This is a genomic window from Paracoccus marcusii, assembly GCF_028621715.1.
Taxonomy (GTDB): domain Bacteria; phylum Pseudomonadota; class Alphaproteobacteria; order Rhodobacterales; family Rhodobacteraceae; genus Paracoccus; species Paracoccus marcusii.
Window position 1 is genome coordinate 422,069 of the sequence record NZ_CP117466.1, and the last position, 16,729, is coordinate 438,797.

At 66.5% G+C, this 16,729-nt stretch carries 16 protein-coding genes; 7 read left to right on the top strand and 9 right to left on the bottom strand.

Features of this window, described 5'->3' with window-relative positions; genetic code table 11:
• The first annotated feature begins 19 nt into the window (after nt 1-19).
• The 6 genes from PRL19_RS02035 to PRL19_RS02060 all read left to right on the top strand — a co-directional run bounded on the left by PRL19_RS02035 (nt 20) and on the right by PRL19_RS02060 (nt 6,518).
• A complete protein-coding gene (locus PRL19_RS02035) occupies nt 20-367 on the top strand; it encodes a DUF2849 domain-containing protein (protein WP_045981428.1) in 348 nt (115 codons plus the stop codon).
• Nucleotides 360-2,018 (top strand): nitrite/sulfite reductase, encoded by a 1,659-nt coding sequence (locus PRL19_RS02040; protein ID WP_273743717.1) that lies wholly within the window; start codon nt 360-362, stop codon nt 2,016-2,018. The genes PRL19_RS02035 and PRL19_RS02040 overlap by 8 nt, the downstream gene beginning before the upstream one ends.
• Nucleotides 2,011-2,742, top strand: a complete 732-nt coding sequence (locus PRL19_RS02045) for a phosphoadenylyl-sulfate reductase (RefSeq protein ID WP_127899130.1) — start codon at nt 2,011-2,013, stop codon at nt 2,740-2,742. The genes PRL19_RS02040 and PRL19_RS02045 overlap by 8 nt, the downstream gene beginning before the upstream one ends.
• Nucleotides 2,739-3,125: a DUF934 domain-containing protein gene (locus PRL19_RS02050; RefSeq protein WP_045981425.1), complete on the top strand. Its 387-nt coding sequence runs from the start codon at nt 2,739-2,741 to the stop codon at nt 3,123-3,125. Before PRL19_RS02045 ends, PRL19_RS02050 begins: the two co-directional genes overlap by 4 nt.
• A gap of 47 nt (nt 3,126-3,172) precedes the next feature.
• The gene (locus PRL19_RS02055; RefSeq protein WP_045981424.1) at nt 3,173-4,003 is read left to right on the top strand and encodes a ferredoxin--NADP reductase; all 831 of its coding nucleotides are present in this window, start codon (nt 3,173-3,175) and stop codon (nt 4,001-4,003) included.
• A gap of 166 nt (nt 4,004-4,169) precedes the next feature.
• A complete protein-coding gene (locus tag PRL19_RS02060) occupies nt 4,170-6,518 on the top strand; it encodes an OmpA family protein (RefSeq protein WP_273743718.1) in 2,349 nt (782 codons plus the stop codon).
• A 61-nt stretch (nt 6,519-6,579) separates the two neighbouring features.
• On the opposite strand, the gene PRL19_RS02065 is transcribed toward PRL19_RS02060, so the two are convergent.
• The gene (locus PRL19_RS02065; RefSeq protein ID WP_273743719.1) at nt 6,580-8,424 is read right to left on the bottom strand and encodes an ABC transporter ATP-binding protein; all 1,845 of its coding nucleotides are present in this window, start codon (nt 8,422-8,424) and stop codon (nt 6,580-6,582) included.
• A 146-nt stretch (nt 8,425-8,570) separates the two neighbouring features.
• On the opposite strand from PRL19_RS02065, the gene PRL19_RS02070 reads away from it, so the two are divergent.
• On the top strand, nt 8,571-9,071 hold the full coding sequence (locus tag PRL19_RS02070; protein WP_046001347.1) for a ferritin-like domain-containing protein: 501 nt from the start codon (nt 8,571-8,573) through the stop codon (nt 9,069-9,071).
• A gap of 45 nt (nt 9,072-9,116) precedes the next feature.
• Here PRL19_RS02070 and PRL19_RS02075 read toward each other — a convergent pair whose 3' ends face one another.
• The 8 genes from PRL19_RS02075 to rpsL all read right to left on the bottom strand — a co-directional run bounded on the left by PRL19_RS02075 (nt 9,117) and on the right by rpsL (nt 16,498).
• Nucleotides 9,117-10,691 carry a GMC family oxidoreductase gene (locus PRL19_RS02075; protein ID WP_273743720.1) on the bottom strand — a complete coding sequence of 525 codons (1,575 nt, stop codon included), beginning with the start codon at nt 10,689-10,691 and terminating at the stop codon, nt 9,117-9,119.
• A gap of 11 nt (nt 10,692-10,702) precedes the next feature.
• Complete coding sequence (locus tag PRL19_RS02080; protein WP_273743721.1) at nt 10,703-11,224, bottom strand: Twin-arginine translocation pathway signal; 522 nt, start codon at nt 11,222-11,224, stop codon at nt 10,703-10,705.
• 57 nt (nt 11,225-11,281) lie between these two features.
• Nucleotides 11,282-11,677 carry a VOC family protein gene (locus PRL19_RS02085; protein WP_045983085.1) on the bottom strand — a complete coding sequence of 132 codons (396 nt, stop codon included), beginning with the start codon at nt 11,675-11,677 and terminating at the stop codon, nt 11,282-11,284.
• Nucleotides 11,678-11,769: 92 nt separating this feature from the next.
• Nucleotides 11,770-12,057 carry a ribbon-helix-helix domain-containing protein gene (locus PRL19_RS02090; RefSeq protein ID WP_046001342.1) on the bottom strand — a complete coding sequence of 96 codons (288 nt, stop codon included), beginning with the start codon at nt 12,055-12,057 and terminating at the stop codon, nt 11,770-11,772.
• Nucleotides 12,058-12,264: 207 nt separating this feature from the next.
• Nucleotides 12,265-13,440, bottom strand: a complete 1,176-nt coding sequence (tuf, locus tag PRL19_RS02095; protein WP_045983513.1) for an elongation factor Tu — start codon at nt 13,438-13,440, stop codon at nt 12,265-12,267.
• A 61-nt stretch (nt 13,441-13,501) separates the two neighbouring features.
• On the bottom strand, nt 13,502-15,625 hold the full coding sequence (gene fusA / locus PRL19_RS02100; RefSeq protein ID WP_045981370.1) for an elongation factor G: 2,124 nt from the start codon (nt 15,623-15,625) through the stop codon (nt 13,502-13,504).
• 18 nt (nt 15,626-15,643) lie between these two features.
• The gene (gene rpsG, locus PRL19_RS02105; protein WP_042252807.1) at nt 15,644-16,114 is read right to left on the bottom strand and encodes a 30S ribosomal protein S7; all 471 of its coding nucleotides are present in this window, start codon (nt 16,112-16,114) and stop codon (nt 15,644-15,646) included.
• 12 nt (nt 16,115-16,126) lie between these two features.
• Nucleotides 16,127-16,498 (bottom strand): 30S ribosomal protein S12, encoded by a 372-nt coding sequence (gene rpsL / locus PRL19_RS02110; protein ID WP_042252808.1) that lies wholly within the window; start codon nt 16,496-16,498, stop codon nt 16,127-16,129.
• Between the last annotated feature and the right edge of the window lie 231 nt (nt 16,499-16,729).

The following is a 16,729-nucleotide window of genomic DNA, read 5'->3' on the forward strand; positions in this document are numbered from 1 at the left end:
AAAACCGCGAGGTCCAGTCATGAGCAAGTCCTTCCCCCTGTCGGCCGCACGCCCCGGCGTCATCACCGCGAACGACCTTCGCGAAGGCCACAATGTGTGGATGTGCGCCGACGGCTGGACCCGCGATCCGCGCCAGGCGACCGTCTATGACGACGAGGCCATCGCCGACCTGGACCTGCTGCAGGCCGTGGCGCAATCCGAGATCGTCGTCGGTCCCTATCTGGTCGAGGCCAGGCGCGGTCCCGACGGACCCGAGCCCGTCCATTTCCGCGAGGCCTTCCGCCAGCGCGGACCGTCCAACTATTTCCACGGCATCCAGGCCGATCGGCAAGCCGACGCCCAGAAGACGGAAACCGCCCATGTTTGATATCCGCCCCGTCGAGACCGATTATGTCCGCCAGCGCGCGGCCGAGTTCCGTGCCCAGGTCGCCCGCCGTCTGGACGGCAGCCTGACCGAGGACGAGTTCAAGCCGCTGCGCCTGATGAACGGCGTCTATCTGCAGCTGCATGCCTACATGCTGCGCGTGGCGATCCCCTATGGCACGATCAGCCCGGACCAGATGCGCACCCTGGCCCTGCTGGCCGAGAAGTGGGACAAAGGATACGGCCACTGGACCACCCGCCAGAACATCCAGTTCAACTGGCCCAAGCTGGTGGACATCCCGGACATGCTGGACGCGCTGGCCGATGTCGGCATGCACGCCATCCAGACCAGCGGCAACACGATCCGCAACGTGACCACCGACGCCTTCGCCGGCGCGGCCTTTGACGAGGCTGCCGATCCGCGCCCCTATGCGGAGCTGCTGCGCAGCTGGTCGACCGATCACGCCGAATTCCAGTTCCTGCCGCGCAAGTTCAAGATCGCCATTTCCGGCGGCAAGAAGGACCGCGCGGTGATCGCCGCCCATGACATCGGCCTGCGCCTGACCGAACAGAACGGCAAGACCGGCTTCGAGGTCTGGATCGGCGGCGGTCTGGGTCGCACGCCCCTGCTGGGTCAGGTCGTCCGCGACTTCCTGCCCGAGGAGGACCTGCTGCCTTACGTCGAGGCGATCATCGCGACCTACAACTTGGCCGGCCGCCGCGACAACAAGTACAAGGCCCGCATCAAGATCACCGTGCTGGAGCGCGGCCTGGACGTCATGCGCGCCGAGATCGAGGAAGAGTTCCTCGCCCGCCGCCGCGATTTCCACGGCGCCGACCGCGATGCGCTGGCCGTGTTCAAGGATCGCTTCCGCGCGCCATCCTTCCGCAACGCGCCCGTCGATGGCTATGAGGTCGAGCGTCAGGCGAACCCGGCCTTCCGCAGCTGGTCTGATACGAACCTGCATCAGCACCGGATCGAGGGCTATGCCAGCGTCGTCGTGACCTTCAAGGCGCCGGGCCAGACGCCGGGCGACGCCAGCGCCGACCAGATGCGCCTGCTGGCCGATCTGGCCGAACGGTTTGGCCACAACGACCTGCGCGTGATGCACGACCAGAACGTGGCCCTGCCTCATGTGCACAAGTCGGACCTGCCGGCGCTGTACGCCGAGCTGCGCGCCGCGGGCCTTGCCACCGCGAATGCCGGGCTGACCAGCGACATCATCGCCTGCCCCGGCATGGATTACTGCGCGCTGGCCACCGCGCGTTCCATCCCCATCGCCGAGGAGATCGCCGACCATTTCCGCTCCGTCGGGCTGGAGGAGGAGATCGGCAACCTGAACATCCGCATCTCGGGCTGCATCAACGCCTGCGGGCATCACCACCTGGGCCATATCGGCATCCTGGGGCTGGATCGTGCGGGCGTGGAAAACTATCAGATCACGCTTGGCGGCGATGCCTATGACATCCCGGCCATCGGCGAGCGCGCGGGCGCGGGCTTCCCCGCCGAACAGGTCGTCCCGGCCATCGACCGGCTGCTGCGCGCCTATCTGGAGGTCCGCGAGGACGCGTCCGAACGCTTTATCGACGCCTATCGCCGTCTGGGTCAGGCCCCGTTCAAGGCCGCGCTCTATCCCGTGGCCGCCGATGCTTGACGGGAACCTGGACACACGCGCGGGGCGGCTGAACGACCGCTATCGCCACCATGCTGCCATCGAGGTGCTGCGCCGCGCGGTCACCGACCCCGATCTGGGGCAGGTGGCGCTGGTGTCGTCCTTCGGCGCGGAATCGGTCGTGCTGCTGCACATGGTCAGCCGGGTCGCACCGGGCCTGCCGGTGCTGTTCATCGACACGCAGATGCTGTTCCCCGAGACCCTGGCCTATCAGCAGGAGGTCGCGGAGCGGCTTTCGCTGACCAACGTGCAGGTCATCACCGCCAGCGAGGCGGAGATCGCGGCCCATGACCCGGACGGAACGCTGCACAAGTCGAACCCCGACGCCTGCTGCGATTTCCGCAAGACGGTGCCGCTGGAACGCGTGCTGTCGGGCTATGACGCGTGGATCACGGGCCGCAAGCGGTTCCAGAACGGCCAGCGCGCCGCGCTGGAGTTCTTTGAGCCCGAACCCCCGTCGCGCCTGCGCGTGAACCCCTTGGCGCATTGGCGCCCCGAGGACGTGCAGGACTACATGGTCGAGAACCGCCTGCCCCGGCATCCGCTGGTGGCCAAGGGCTATCCGTCCATCGGCTGCGCGCCCTGCACCTCGCCGGTCAAGCCGGGCGAGGACCCCCGTTCCGGGCGCTGGCGCGGCCAGGAGAAATCCGAATGCGGCATCCATTTCATCGGCGGGCGCATGGTCCGCGGAAAGGTCTCGGCATGAGCGAGCAGTTGAACAGCGAACCCGTCCTGGCCCGTGACGACGGGTTTCATCCGGTGACCGACCAGCCCGCCGTGGTGCTGGCCCCCGACACCGCCCCCGCGACCCTGGCCGACCACCTGGATCAGCCGCTGATCGGCATCGCCTTTCCGTCCTTCAGCGACGGGCGCGGTTTCACGCTGGCCCGCCGCTTGCGCGAACTGGGCTATACCGGTCGCCTGCGCGCGACGGGGCGGCTGATCGCCGATCAATACGCCATGGCGCGCCGGGTGGGCTTCGACGAGGTCGAGGTCGCCGCCGACATCGCCGCCCGGCAGCCGCAGGACCAATGGCTGGCCCGCGCCGACTGGAAGGCCTGGGACCATCGGGCGCAGCTGGCTGGCTGACCCTTTCACCCGCGCGCCCCTTCGATTAGACGACAAGGATTGCAACAATGACGCTGGATCTGCCCGTGACCGAGGCCGCCAAGATTACCGTTCCCGATGCCCAAACCGTGACCTCGGTCACGAAATGGACCGACAGCCTGTTTTCGTTCCGGGTGACGCGGCCTGCCTCGCTGCGCTTCCGGTCGGGCGAATTCGTGATGATCGGCCTGCCGGGCGACAACGGCAAGCCGCTGCTGCGGGCATATTCCATCGCCTCGCCCAACTGGGACGACGAGCTGGAATTCTATTCCATCATCGTCCCCGACGGGCCGCTGACCTCCAAGCTGCAGCACATCAAGCCGGGCGATCAGATCATCCTGCGTCCGAAACCCGTGGGCACGCTGGTCCTGGACGCGCTGCTGCCCGGCAAGCGGCTGTGGTTCCTGGCCACCGGCACGGGGTTCGCGCCCTTTGCCAGCCTGATGCGCGACCCCGAGACCTATGAGCGGTTCGAGCAGGTCATCATGATGCATACCTGCCGCACCGGTGAGGAGCTGGTCTATGGCGCCGAGCTGGTGAACAACCTGCGCCACGACCCGCTGCTGACCGAGATCTATGGCGACGATTTCGCCCAGCGGCTGAAATACTATCCGACGACGACGCGAGAGCCATCGCCGTTTATGGGGCGCATCACCGACAACCTGACGTCGGGCAAGGTGCTGTCGGATCTGGGCCTGCCGCCCATCGATCCGGCGCAGGATCGCGCGATGATCTGCGGCAGCCTGGCGTTCAACGTCGACGTCAAGGCGGTCCTGGAAGGGTTCGGCCTGAACGAGGGCGCGAATTCCGAACCGCGCGAATTCGTCGTCGAAAAGGCCTTTGTTGGCGACGGCGTCTGACGTCGTTTCTATCGAACCGCCCATGGGCCGCGTCGTTTCGGCGCGGCCTTTTGCATGGCGCACCGCCGCCCATCACGCGATGGTCACGGCAAGTTTGGGAACCCTTGGCGCAAGTGCCTGTTAAAGCACCAAAGACAGTCATTCGATTTTCCACAAGGAGCGTCTCATGCGCCGGATTATCCATAACACAACCGCCATCGCGGCCTGCCTGTCGCTGATGGCGCCGCATCTTGCGATGGCCCAGACCGCGATGCCCGCCCCCGATCAGGCGGCCCCCCAGAACCTAATCCTGGCGCAGGCCGCGCCCGAAGGTCAGGTCCCGCCCCCGCCCGCGGCCCCCGGCGAGGAGGGACCGCAGGACGGTGCCGACTTGAACCAGGCCCAGAACCCGCCGCCGGCGGAGCCCGCGCCTGCGGAAGAGCCTGCGCCCGAGCCCGCGCCGGTCGAGGAGCCCGCGCCGGAAGCCCCGGCCGAGGCGCCCCCTGCCCCCGAGGAAGCACCGGCCGAAGCCCCGGCGGAGCAGCCTGCTAAGGCCCCTGCCGAGGCGCCGGAAGCAGCTCCCGCGGCAGAGGCGGAGCCTGCCCCCGCTGCGGAACCTGCTCCCGCGCCCGCGGCAGAGGCCGCCCCGGCTGCCGAGCCGGCGCCCGCCGCAGAGCCCGCGCCCCCGGCGGCACCCGAGGCAGCAGCGCCCGAAGCCGAAGCTCAGCCGGCCCCCGCAGCCGAACCTGTACCGCAGCCCGCACCGGATGGCACCCCGCCGCCGCCCGCACCTGACGCGATGCCGGACCAGGCGCCCGAGGCCCGTCCTGCACCCCAGCCCGAGGCCGCACCCGCGCCAAATCCTAACCGCGCCGCCGAGCCCGCCGCAGAGGCCCCGGCCGCCGGCGATGCCGCGCCGCGCGCCAACCCGCAGCGCGAGGCGCCTCCTGCCGCCGACGCTCCGGCGGAGCCGCGTCCGAACGCACGCCCTGCCGCGCAAAACGACCAGCAGCCGGCGGATGCCGCTGAAGAACCCGTCGGAAGCGACCTCGACGCCCTGACCGAGCAGTTGCGCGCGCAAGAGCAGGGCGAGCAGCCCGCAGCCGATCCGGCCGCGACAGCCGATGCACCTGCGGAACCCGCAGCGCCTGCGGCTCAGGGTAGCCTGACCCTGGCGACCGGTGCGACGCAGGTCGAACGCGCTGGCGCCCTGCCGGGTCTGGCCGGAGTGCTGACCCAAGAGGTTCAGGGTGGCCTGGACACCTCGGCGCTGACCTGTCTGGACGGCAGCACGTTCCCCTGTGCGGATGGCGGTCGTGCGATGACCCCGAACGGCGTCGTCGTCGAGACCAATGAGGCGGGCGAGTTGCGCCTGGCCCCGACCGAGGCGCAGATGTACCGCGTCGGCCAGAACGGAGAGATGATCCGTCGTGCCGCCGAAGAGGACACCGTCGAGACCGAGGCATCGCGCGAGGCCGCTCAGGCGACCGCACCGGCCACCGCGGCGGCGCTGGACGCAGCCGATGGATCGGGCGAGATCACCGAGCAGCAGGTGACCGAGGAGAACGCCCGGTCGTCGTCCGAGGACTTTACCACCAGCCTGCGCGATGCGCTGGCGGGCGCCACCGGTCAGCCCGCACCGCAGGCCGAGGAGGAGGACGACGACAACCGCCTGCGCAATGCGCTGCTGCTGGGTCTGGGTGCCGTGGCTGTCGGATCCTACCTGAACAACAACCGCCAAGTTGCGCTGTCCGCGCCGGACCGCGTCGTCGTCACCCGCGCCGATGGCAGCCAAGAGGTCATCAAGGACGAGGTCGCCCTGCTGCGCCAGCCCGGCTCGACAGTGCAGACCGAGAACTTCGACGACGGTTCGTCGCGCACCATCGTGACGCGCCAAGACGGCAGCCGCGTTGTGACCATTCGTGACGCGAACCTGCAGGTTCTGCGCCGCACCCTGGTCAGCGCCGACGGCACGACCACGCAGCTGATCGACGACACCGCCGATGTGCAGCCCGTCGATATCGGCGCCCTGCCCGCCCCTGCCCCCGTTCAGACCGGCAATGCGCCCCTGAACGAAGATCAGCTGCGCGAGGCCCTGCTGCGCGAGGCGAATGTCGACCGCCGCTTTACGCTGTCCCAGATCCGCAACATCCCCGAGGTGCGGGCGCTGGTGGCGCCGGTCAACATCGACGCGATCACCTTCGATACCGGCTCTGCCGCTATCCGGTCTGATCAGGCGCAGCAGTTGCAGGGTCTGGGTCGTGCGATCCAGGACCAGATCGCCCAGAACCCGCAGGAGATCTTCATGATCGAGGGTCATACCGACACGGTCGGGTCGGACGCCGCCAACCTGGCGCTGTCGGACCGTCGTGCGGAATCGGTGGCGCTGGCACTGACCGAGTATTTTGACGTGCCGCCGGAGAACCTGGTGACCCAAGGCTATGGCGAGCAGTTCCTGCGCGTCCGTGCCGAGGGGGACATCCGCGACAACCGTCGCGCCTCGGTCCGCCGGATCACCGACCTGCTGGCGCAGTAAGCGCACCCACGAAACGACGAAGGCCCCGGCATCGCGCCGGGGCCTTTTTCACGTCCTGCCCTCAGTCCGCGGCCAGGAAACCGCCGGACTGGCGATGCCACAGCCGGGCGTACAGGCCGTCGCGTTCCAGTAGTTCGGCATGGCTGCCCTGTTCGACGATCCGGCCCTGGTCCATGACCACCAGCCGGTCCATCGCGGCGATCGTGGACAGGCGATGCGCGATGGCGATGACCGTCTTGCCCTGCATCAATGCCTCCAGCCGGGACTGGATCGCGGCCTCGACCTCGCTGTCCAGGGCGCTTGTGGCCTCGTCCAGAATCAGGATCGGCGCGTTCTTCAACGCGACCCGCGCGATGGCGATGCGCTGGCGCTGGCCGCCCGACAGCTTGACGCCGCGTTCGCCCACATGCGCATCAAGCCCATGCCGGCCCTGGCTGTCGGACAGGGACGGGACGAACCCGTCCGCCTCGGCCATGCGCAGGGCGTGGTCGATCTGATCCGGGGTCGCGTCGGGGCGGCCATAGGCGATGTTCTCGCGCACCGACCGGTGCAGCAGCGAACTGTCCTGCGTGACCACGCCGATGGCCGCGCGCAGGCTGTCCTGGGTCACCTGCGCGATGTCCTGGCCGTCGATGGTGATGCGCCCCGCGTCAATGTCGTGAAAGCGCAGCAGCAGGTTGATCAGCGTCGATTTTCCCGCGCCCGACCGGCCCACCAAGCCCACCCGTTCACCGGGCTGCAGATGCAGCGTCAGGTCGTCCAGCACCGCCATCGGCTGCGCCCCCGCAGCACCGCCATAGCGGAAGGTGACGTTGTCGAACCGCACCGCCGCAGGACCGGGCAGCAGGGGCTGCGCCCCCGGCGCGTCGCGCACCTCTCGCGGCAGGGACAGGCTGGTGATGCCGTCGCGCACCGTGCCGATATTCTCGAACAGGGCGGCGAATTCCCACATGATCCAGTGCGACATGTTGTTCAGCCGCAGGGCCAGCGGCACCGCGATGGCCACCGCCCCGACCGCGATCAGCCCCTGCGTCCACAGCCATAGTCCCAGCCCGGCCACCGCCGCGACCAGCCAGACGTTCAGCAGGTTCAGCACCATGTCCTGCAGGCTGGACAGGCGCATCTGCGCGTGGACGGTGCCCAGGAACCGGTCCATGCCCTGATGCATCCACGCCTCCTCCCGGTCGGAGTGAGAGAACAGCTTGACCGTCGCGATGTTGGTATAGCTGTCGACGATGCGTCCGGTCATCGCGCTGCGGGCATCGGCCTGTTCCTGTGCCACGCGGCCAAGGCGCGGCACGACATACCACAGCAGCGCACCGTAGGCCGCGGCCCAGACCAGGAAGGGCAAGGCCAGACGCCAGTCCTGGCTGGCGGCCAGCACCATCGCGCCCAGGAAATAGATCAACACATAGCTGCCCACGTCCATGATCTTCATGGACACCTCGCGCACGGCCAGGGCGGTCTGCATCAGGCGCTGCGCGATGCGGCCCGCGAATTCGTCCTGGAAATAGCCGACCGACTGGCGCAGCAGCCAGCGATGCGCCTGCCAGCGGATGCGCTGCGGGAAATTGCCCATCAGCGACTGGTGCAGGACCAGCGATGTCACCACGTTCAGCGCCGGCATCACCACCAGCAGCACCAGCGCCATCAGCGCGATGCTGCCGCCATGACGGTCCCAGAAGACCTCTCGCGGGGTGTCTGCCAGCTGGTCGATCAGCTGCCCCAGCCAGCCGAACAGCGCCACCTCGATCAGCGCGATCAGGCCCGATCCCACGGCCAGCAGCACCAGCCAGGGCAGCGTGCCGCGACTGTAATGCAGCACGAACCGCCACAGACCCGACGGGGGCATGGTCGGGGTCTGGTCGGGATAGGGGTCGATGCGTCGTTCGAACCAGGCGAACATGGGGATGTCCTCCGCTGCTGAAGGGGCCGCAGTGCTGACCCGGACCGCCCGCAAAGTCAAGCGCGCAGGGGCGATCTTTGCCATCGCGATGGAACGGGGCGGGCCGGGGATCGTTGGTCATCCAGCACCATCAGAAAGGCCGTATCATGACCATGAATTCCCTCAAGGACCTGTATCTGGACCAGCTGCAGGACCTGTATTCCGCCTGCAAGCAGTCCATGCCCGTCGTGACCGAGATGGGTCGCGTCGCCAAGTCGCGCGAACTGGCCGAGGCGCTGATCGCCGGCAACGAAGGCATCGCCCGCGGCATGGAGCATCTGGCGACCCTGTGCAGCCAGCACGGCGTCGACCCCACCGGAGAGCACTGCAAGGGCATGGAAGGTCTGGTAACCGAGGCCCGCAAGCACGCGCTGCAGGCCGATTTCGGTGATGACGACGTCCGCGACGCGGCCATCATCACCCAGTATCAGCGCCTGACCCATTACGCGATCGCGGGCTATGGCTGCGTGCGCAGCTTTGCCAACCGCCTGGATCTGGATGCCGATGGCGGCGTGCTGCAGGAATGCCTGGAGAGCACCCGCGACGGCGACAAGCACATGACCCGCATCGCCGAGGGCGGCGTAAACCAGAAGGCCGCCAACGGCTGATCCACTACGACCGCCCGGAGGACATCCCCGGGCGGTCGTCTTTCCTCAGATCGTGCCCGCGGCCATTTCCCTGGCGATATGGTCGGCCTGACGGATCGCCAGCGCGACGATGGTCAGGGTCGGGTTTTCCGCCGCGCCCGTCGTGAACTGGCTGCCATCGGACACGAACAGGTTCGCGATGTCATGCGTCTGCCCCCATTTGTTGACCACGCCGTCCTCCGGCCGCTCCGACATGCGGTTGGTCCCAAGGTTGTGCGTGGACGGATAGGGAGGCGTCGGCAGGGTCCGCGTGGCCCCCATCGCCCGGTACATCGCCTGCCCCCGCTCATAGGCGTGATTGCGCATCGCCACGTCGTTGGGATGGTCGCTGAAATTCACGTTGGCGACCTTCAGGCCAAACTTGTCGACCGTGTCCGACAGGGTGACGCGGTTCGTCGCCTGCGGCATGTCCTCTCCGACGATCCACATCCCGGCCATGTATTCGTACTGGTCCAAGGCGGTCGTGAACTCGCGCCCCCACCGGCCGGGGTCCAGGAAGGCCGCCATGAAGGGCAAGCCCAAGGACAGGGTCTCCAGCTCGTATCCGCCGACGAAGCCGCGGGAGGGATCGTGGCGCGCCTCGTCCTGCATGATGCCGGCCATGGTCGTGCCCCGCCACATGCGCACGGGTTTTTCGAAGATGCCATAGACCGACCCGGTCGTGTGACGCATGTAGTTGCGTCCCACCTGACCGCTGCTGTTGGCCAGACCGTCGGGGAACATCTCGCTGGCGGAATTCAGCAGCAGCCGCGGGCTTTCAAAGCTGTTGCCCGCCACCGCCACGATGCGCGCGGCCTGGAACTGCAGGGCGCCGTCCTTGTCGAAATACTCGACCCCGGTCACGCGGCCCTGGTCGTTGTGCAGGATGCGGGCCACATGGGCGTGGTCGCGGACCTCAAGGTTGCCGGTCGCCTCGCCCTTGGGGATGTCGGTGTAGGCGGCCGACCACTTTGCGCCCCATTTGCAGCCCTGGAAACAGAACCCCGTCTGCTGGCAGGCCGGCCGTTCGTCGTTGTCGATGCTGTTGATCGCCATGCGCCCGGTCGACACCTCGGTATAGCCGATGGCCTTGGCCCCCGCCTCGAACACCTTGTAGTTGTTGCTGCCGGGCAGGCCCGGAAAGTCGCCGGTCCGGGTGACGGCCAGCTTGGCCTCGGCCTTCTCGTACCACGGCGCCATCTCGGCCGCGTCGATTGGCCAGTCCAGCAGGTTCGCCCCCTCGACCGCGCCATAGGTGGTCAGGGCCTTCCATTCATGCTCCTGGAACCGGATCGAGGCGCCCGCCCAATGGGTCGTGGTGCCGCCGACCGCCTTGACGATCCAGGCGGGCAAGCCACTGAAATCCTTGGCCACGCGCCAGTCGCCGCTGGTCGTGCGCGGGTCGGTCCAGGCCAACTGGCCAAAACTTTCCCATTCGTCGTTGATATAGTCTTCGGGCAGATAGCGCCCGCCCGCCTCCAGCGCCACGACCTTGACGCCCTTCTGCGCCAGTTCGTTGGCCAGCACGCCGCCGCCCGCGCCGGTGCCGATGATGACGACCACGCTGTCGTCGGTCAGTTCGAATTTCGCAGCCGTTGCCATGATCCGCCCCCTTACAGCCAGTCGATGTCGTCAAAGCCACGATAGATGTAGCCGCCCTGGGAGAAGCTCTCTCCCTCATAGCCGAAGATCGGCCAGACCTCTTTCTGGTTGTAGAGACCGGTCACCAGCCCGCCCCGGACGGTCTGGAAAAACGCGCTGTCCTCCATCCCGCGCAGGATCGCCACGCGGTCCTGCTCCCACCCGATCGAGACATAGTCTTCATGCCCGGCCGCCTGCGCGGCGGCGTCCAGCGCGGCGATGCCCTCGGCCACCATGGGCTGGTTCTCGGCGGTGTCGTATCCCTTGATCGCGATCGCATAGAAACGGTCGCCCACGCGGTCATGCGGATAGATGTCGCGGGCCATCTGCAGCAGCGTGGCCATCTCGTGCTCGCTGATCGCGGTCACCTCGACGGCCCAGGCCGCATCGGGTGCCGCGATGAAGCCTGCGCCGGCCACTGCCAGCGCGCCCGCCGCGACGGCCCGCGACAGCAGCGCCCGACGGGTCAGGCCCTTGGTCGTTGGTTCAGACATGGGTTCCTCCTCCCTTGATGTGGTCCCGCGCCCCCTCCCAAGGGCGCGGCAGGCTGATCAGCTGTAGCGGCCGCCCCGCTGCAGGACCTCGATCTCGTATCCGTCCGGGTCCTTGATGAAGAAGAAGCGGGCGATCACCTCGCCGCCCGGCGCGAAATCGACCAGCTTGCGGGGGGCAAAGCCGATCTCCTCCAGCCGGGCGTGGGTCGCGTCGACATCGTCGACCGAAAAGGCCACGTGCCCATAGCCGTCGCCCAGGTCATAGGGCTCGGTGCGGCCCTTGTTGACGGTCAGCTCCAGCTCGGTCCCGCTTTCGCCATTGGACAGGTAGATCAGCGTGAATTTCTCGAAATCCAGCCGCTCGGCCACCTTCAGTCCAAAGCAGCGGTCATAGAAATCGACCGAGGCCGCCTCGTCCAGAACGCGGATCATCGAGTGGATGTACTTGGCCATCTGGCCCTCCCTGCACGTGTCTTGCCTGATCGAGGCTAGGGGCTTGGGGACGGGCCGGGTAGTATCGGATTACTACAGCGAAAATATTCGCGTCACTCTGCGGCGATCGCCGGGGCGACGTCGTCCTCGCCCAGATAGATCGTGCAGGCGCAGCGCAGCAGGGAGGTGAAGTTCCGCGCCTCTCCGTGCAACTCCAGCACTTCGGCGTGCAGCTTGGAGATGAAGGCGGGCGTCGTCACGCCTTCGCGGGCGGCGATGCGGTCCAAGATGCACCAGAATGCACGCTCCAGCCGGATCGAAGTCGACTGGCCGTTCAGGCGCAAACGGCGGGTGACGGTCTCGTAGCGGTCCGGGTGCTGCCCGGCAAAGATCTGGCACATCAGCTTGATCTTGTCCTGTTCCTGACCTGCAGTCTCGCGCGCGGCCCCGCTTCGGTCAACGCGACTTTTTGGTCATGTCATCCATATTGGCACCGTCGCCAGACACAAACGACAAGGGCCACCCCGAAGGGTGGCCCTGTCCGCCGCGATATCCCCGAAAGGATCATCCGGCAGCATCAGCATTCCCTGGCCCGTTCGGGCCCTGGATCACTTGATGATCTTGGAGACGACGCCTGCGCCGACGGTGCGGCCGCCTTCGCGGATGGCGAAGCGCAGCTTCTCTTCCATCGCGATCGGGGCGATCAGCTCGACCTCGAACTTCAGGTTGTCGCCGGGCATCACCATCTCGGTGCCCTCGGGCAGCTTGACGGTGCCCGTGACGTCCGTGGTCCGGAAGTAGAACTGCGGGCGGTAGTTCGCGAAGAACGGCGTGTGGCGGCCGCCCTCTTCCTTGGTCAGGATGTAGGCCTCGGCCTCGAACTGGGTGTGCGGGGTGACCGACTTCGGCTTGACCAGGACCTGGCCGCGCTCGACGCCGTCACGGTCGATGCCGCGCAGCAGGACGCCCACGTTGTCGCCGGCCTCGCCGCGGTCCAGCAGCTTGCGGAACATCTCGACGCCCGTGCAGGTGGTCTTCTTGGTGTCGCGGATGCCCACGATCTCCAGTTCGTCGCCCACGTTGACCGCGCCGCGCTCGATGCGGCCGGTGACCACGGTGCCGCGGCCCGAGATCGAGAACACGTCCTCGATCGGCAGCAGGAACGGCTGGTCGATCGCACGCTCGGGGGTCGGGATGTACTCGTCGACGGCGGCGATCAGCGCGCGGATCGAATCCTCGCCGATGGCGTTGTCGCGGCCTTCCATGGCTGCCAGCGCCGAACCCTTGATGATCGGGATGTCGTCGCCCGGATAGTCGTAGGAGGACAGCAGCTCGCGGACTTCCATCTCGACCAGTTCCAGCAGTTCCTCGTCATCCACCTGGTCGACCTTGTTCAGGTAGACGACCATGTAGGGGATGCCTACCTGGCGACCCAGCAGGATGTGCTCGCGCGTCTGGGGCATCGGGCCGTCGGCGGCGTTCACGACCAGGATCGCGCCGTCCATCTGGGCGGCACCGGTGATCATGTTCTTGACGTAGTCGGCGTGGCCCGGGCAGTCGACATGCGCATAGTGGCGCGTCTCGGATTCGTATTCCACGTGCGCGGTCGAGATCGTGATCCCGCGGGCCTTCTCTTCGGGCGCGCCGTCGATCTGGTCATAGGCGCGGAATTCGCCGAAGTACTTCGTGATGGCCGCCGTCAGCGTCGTCTTGCCGTGGTCAACGTGGCCGATCGTGCCGATGTTGACGTGCGGTTTGTTCCGTTCAAACTTTGCCTTTGCCATGGAATGGCTCCTTGTTCTTCAATGCTTGTAAAGTGGCGGGGCGTGACGCCCCGCCGCAAGATCAGGCGTATTTCTTCTGGATCTCGTCCGAGATGTTCTGCGGCACGGCCTCGTAGTGGTCGAACTGCATCGAGAACACAGCACGGCCGGACGACATCGAACGCAGGTTGTTGATGTAGCCGAACATGTTGGCCAGCGGCACGAAGGCGTCGATGACGTTCGCGTTGCCGCGGCTGTCTTGCCCCCGGACCATGCCACGACGGCTGGTCAGGTCGCCGATGATCGAACCGGTATACTCTTCCGGCGTGACGACCTCGACCTTCATGATCGGCTCCAGCAGCTTGGCGCCGGCCTTGCGCAGGCCTTCGCGCATCGCGGCGCGGGCCGCGATCTCGAACGCCAGGACCGAGGAGTCGACGTCGTGGAACGCACCGTCCGTCAGCGCGACCTTGAAGTCGATGACCGGGAAGCCTGCCAGCGGACCCGAGTCCATGACGGACTTGATGCCCTTCTCGACGCCCGGGATGTATTCCTTCGGCACCGCACCGCCCACGATCTTCGATTCGAACGAATAGCCTTCGCCCGGCTCGGTCGGGGTGATGGTCAGCTTGATTCGGGCGAACTGGCCCGTACCACCGGTCTGCTTCTTGTGCGTGTAGTCGATGTCGGCCGACTGCGAGATGGTCTCGCGATAGGCCACCTGCGGCGCACCGATGTTCGCCTCGACCTTGAACTCGCGCTTCATGCGGTCGACCAGGATGTCGAGGTGAAGTTCGCCCATGCCCTTCATGATCGTCTGGCCCGATTCAAGATCGGTTTCCACACGGAAGGACGGGTCTTCCGCCGACAGGCGCTGAAGGGCCAGGCCCATCTTCTCCTGGTCGGCCTTCGACTTGGGCTCGACGGCGATCTCGATCACCGGCTCGGGGAAGGTCATGGTCTCGAGGACCACCGGCTTGGCCGGATCGCACAGGGTGTCGCCCGTGGTGGTGTCCTTCAGACCGGCCAGCGCGATGATATCGCCTGCAAAGGCCTCCTCGATCTCCTCGCGGTTGATCGAGTGCATCATCATCATGCGGCCGACGCGCTCGCGCTTGCCCTTGGTGGCGTTCAGCAGCTGATCGCCCTTCTTCATCACGCCCGAATAGATGCGCGTGAAGGTCAGCGAGCCGACGAACGGGTCGTTCATGATCTTGAACGCTAGGCCCGAGAAGGGCATCGCATCGTCCGCACGGCGTTCGATGTTGCGCGTCTCGGTCTCGTCGCCCGGGGTGAAGCCCATGTAGGCCGGCACGTCCAGCGGGTTCGGCAGGAAGTCGATGACCGCGTTCAGCAGGGGCTGCACGCCCTTGTTCTTGAACGCCGAACCTGCGGTGACGGGGAAGAACGACAGCGACAGCGTGCCCTTGCGGATCAGCGCGCGCAGCGTCTCCTCGTCGGGCTCGTTGCCCTCCAGGTAGGCTTCCATGGCGGCGTCGTCCATCTCGACGGCCAGCTCGATCATGTTCGAGCGCCACTCGTCGGCCAGGTCCTTCAGCTCGTCACGGATGGGCTTGCGGACCCAGGACGCGCCCAGATCTTCGCCTTCCCACACCCACTCTTCCATCTTGATCAGGTCGACGATGCCTTCCAGCTTGTCCTCCGCGCCGATCGGCAGGGCGATCGGGCAAGGGATGCCGCCGGTGCGGTCCTTGATCATGCGGACGCAGTTGAAGAAGTCCGCGCCGATCTTGTCCATCTTGTTGACGAACACGATCCGCGGAACCTTGTAGCGGTCGGCCTGACGCCAGACGGTCTCGGTCTGCGGCTCGACGCCGGCGTTGGCGTCCAGCAGACAGATCGCGCCGTCCAGAACCGCCAGCGAACGCTCGACCTCGATGGTGAAGTCCACGTGGCCGGGGGTGTCGATGATGTTGAAGCGGTACTTCGTGTCCGAAGTCCCCTCGGTGGTGGGGTCTTCCTGACGCTGCCAGAACGTGGTGGTCGCGGCAGACGTGATCGTGATGCCGCGCTCCTGCTCTTGCTCCATCCAGTCCATGGTCGCAGCGCCGTCATGCACTTCGCCGATCTTGTGCGACTTGCCGGTGTAGTAAAGGATGCGCTCGGTCGTCGTCGTCTTGCCGGCATCGATGTGGGCCATGATGCCGAAGTTGCGATAACGCGGAAGCTGATATTCGCGTGCCATGAAGTGGATCCTTTCGCCTTACCAGCGGTAGTGGCTGAACGCCTTGTTGGCGTCGGCCATCTTGTGCGTGTCTTCGCGCTTCTTGACGGCGGTTCCGCGGCCGTTGACGGCATCGGACAGCTCGCCCGCAAGGCGCTCTTCCATCGTGTTCTCGTTGCGCTTGGCCGCGGCCGTGATCAGCCAGCGGATGGCCAGCGCCTCGCGGCGGATCGGACGAACTTCGACCGGGACCTGGTACGTGGCACCACCGACGCGGCGCGAACGCACCTCGACGGACGGCTTCACGTTTTCCAGCGCCTCGTGGAAGACCTCGATGGGCTCGCGCTTGAGACGGGTCTCGACGCGCTCCAGCGCGTTGTAGACGATCCGCTCGGCAATCGACTTCTTGCCGTCAACCATCAGGTTGTTCATGAATTTGGTCAGCACGCGATCGCCATACTTGGCGTCGGGCAGGACATCGCGCTTCTCAGCGGCGTGACGACGTGACATGGATGCCTCTCCTTACTTCGGACGCTTCGCGCCGTATTTCGAACGACGCTGACGACGGTCTTTGACGCCCTGGGTATCCAGCACACCGCGCAGGATGTGGTAACGGACACCCGGAAGGTCTTTGACGCGGCCGCCGCGGATCAGCACGACGCTGTGTTCCTGCAGGTTGTGCTTCTCGCCCGGAATGTAGGAGATGACCTCGAAGCCATTCGTCAGGCGGACCTTGGCCACCTTACGCATAGCGGAGTTCGGCTTCTTCGGCGTCGTGGTGTAGACGCGCGTGCAGACACCGCGTTTCTGCGGGCAGCCCTGAAGGTGCATGGATTTAGACCGCTGCACTCTCGGCTGCCGCGGCTTGCGGATCAGCTGTTGGATCGTCGGCATTCGGTTCCCCGTCTTGCTCTGTCAATACTCGCAACCCACTGGTTGCGCCGCTTCTCGACGGCATCCTGCGCGAATCGCAAAATGCCAAGCCCGTCCCGCCCATAAAGGGCTGACGGGCATAATTCCAGAGGATCGAGGCTGTTCTGCCCGGACCCTGACCTCACAGGTTCTGGCACCCGATGCGGTTTCCCGCCGGGTCGCGTGGTCATAGGGGGAATCCCCGCCCCTGTC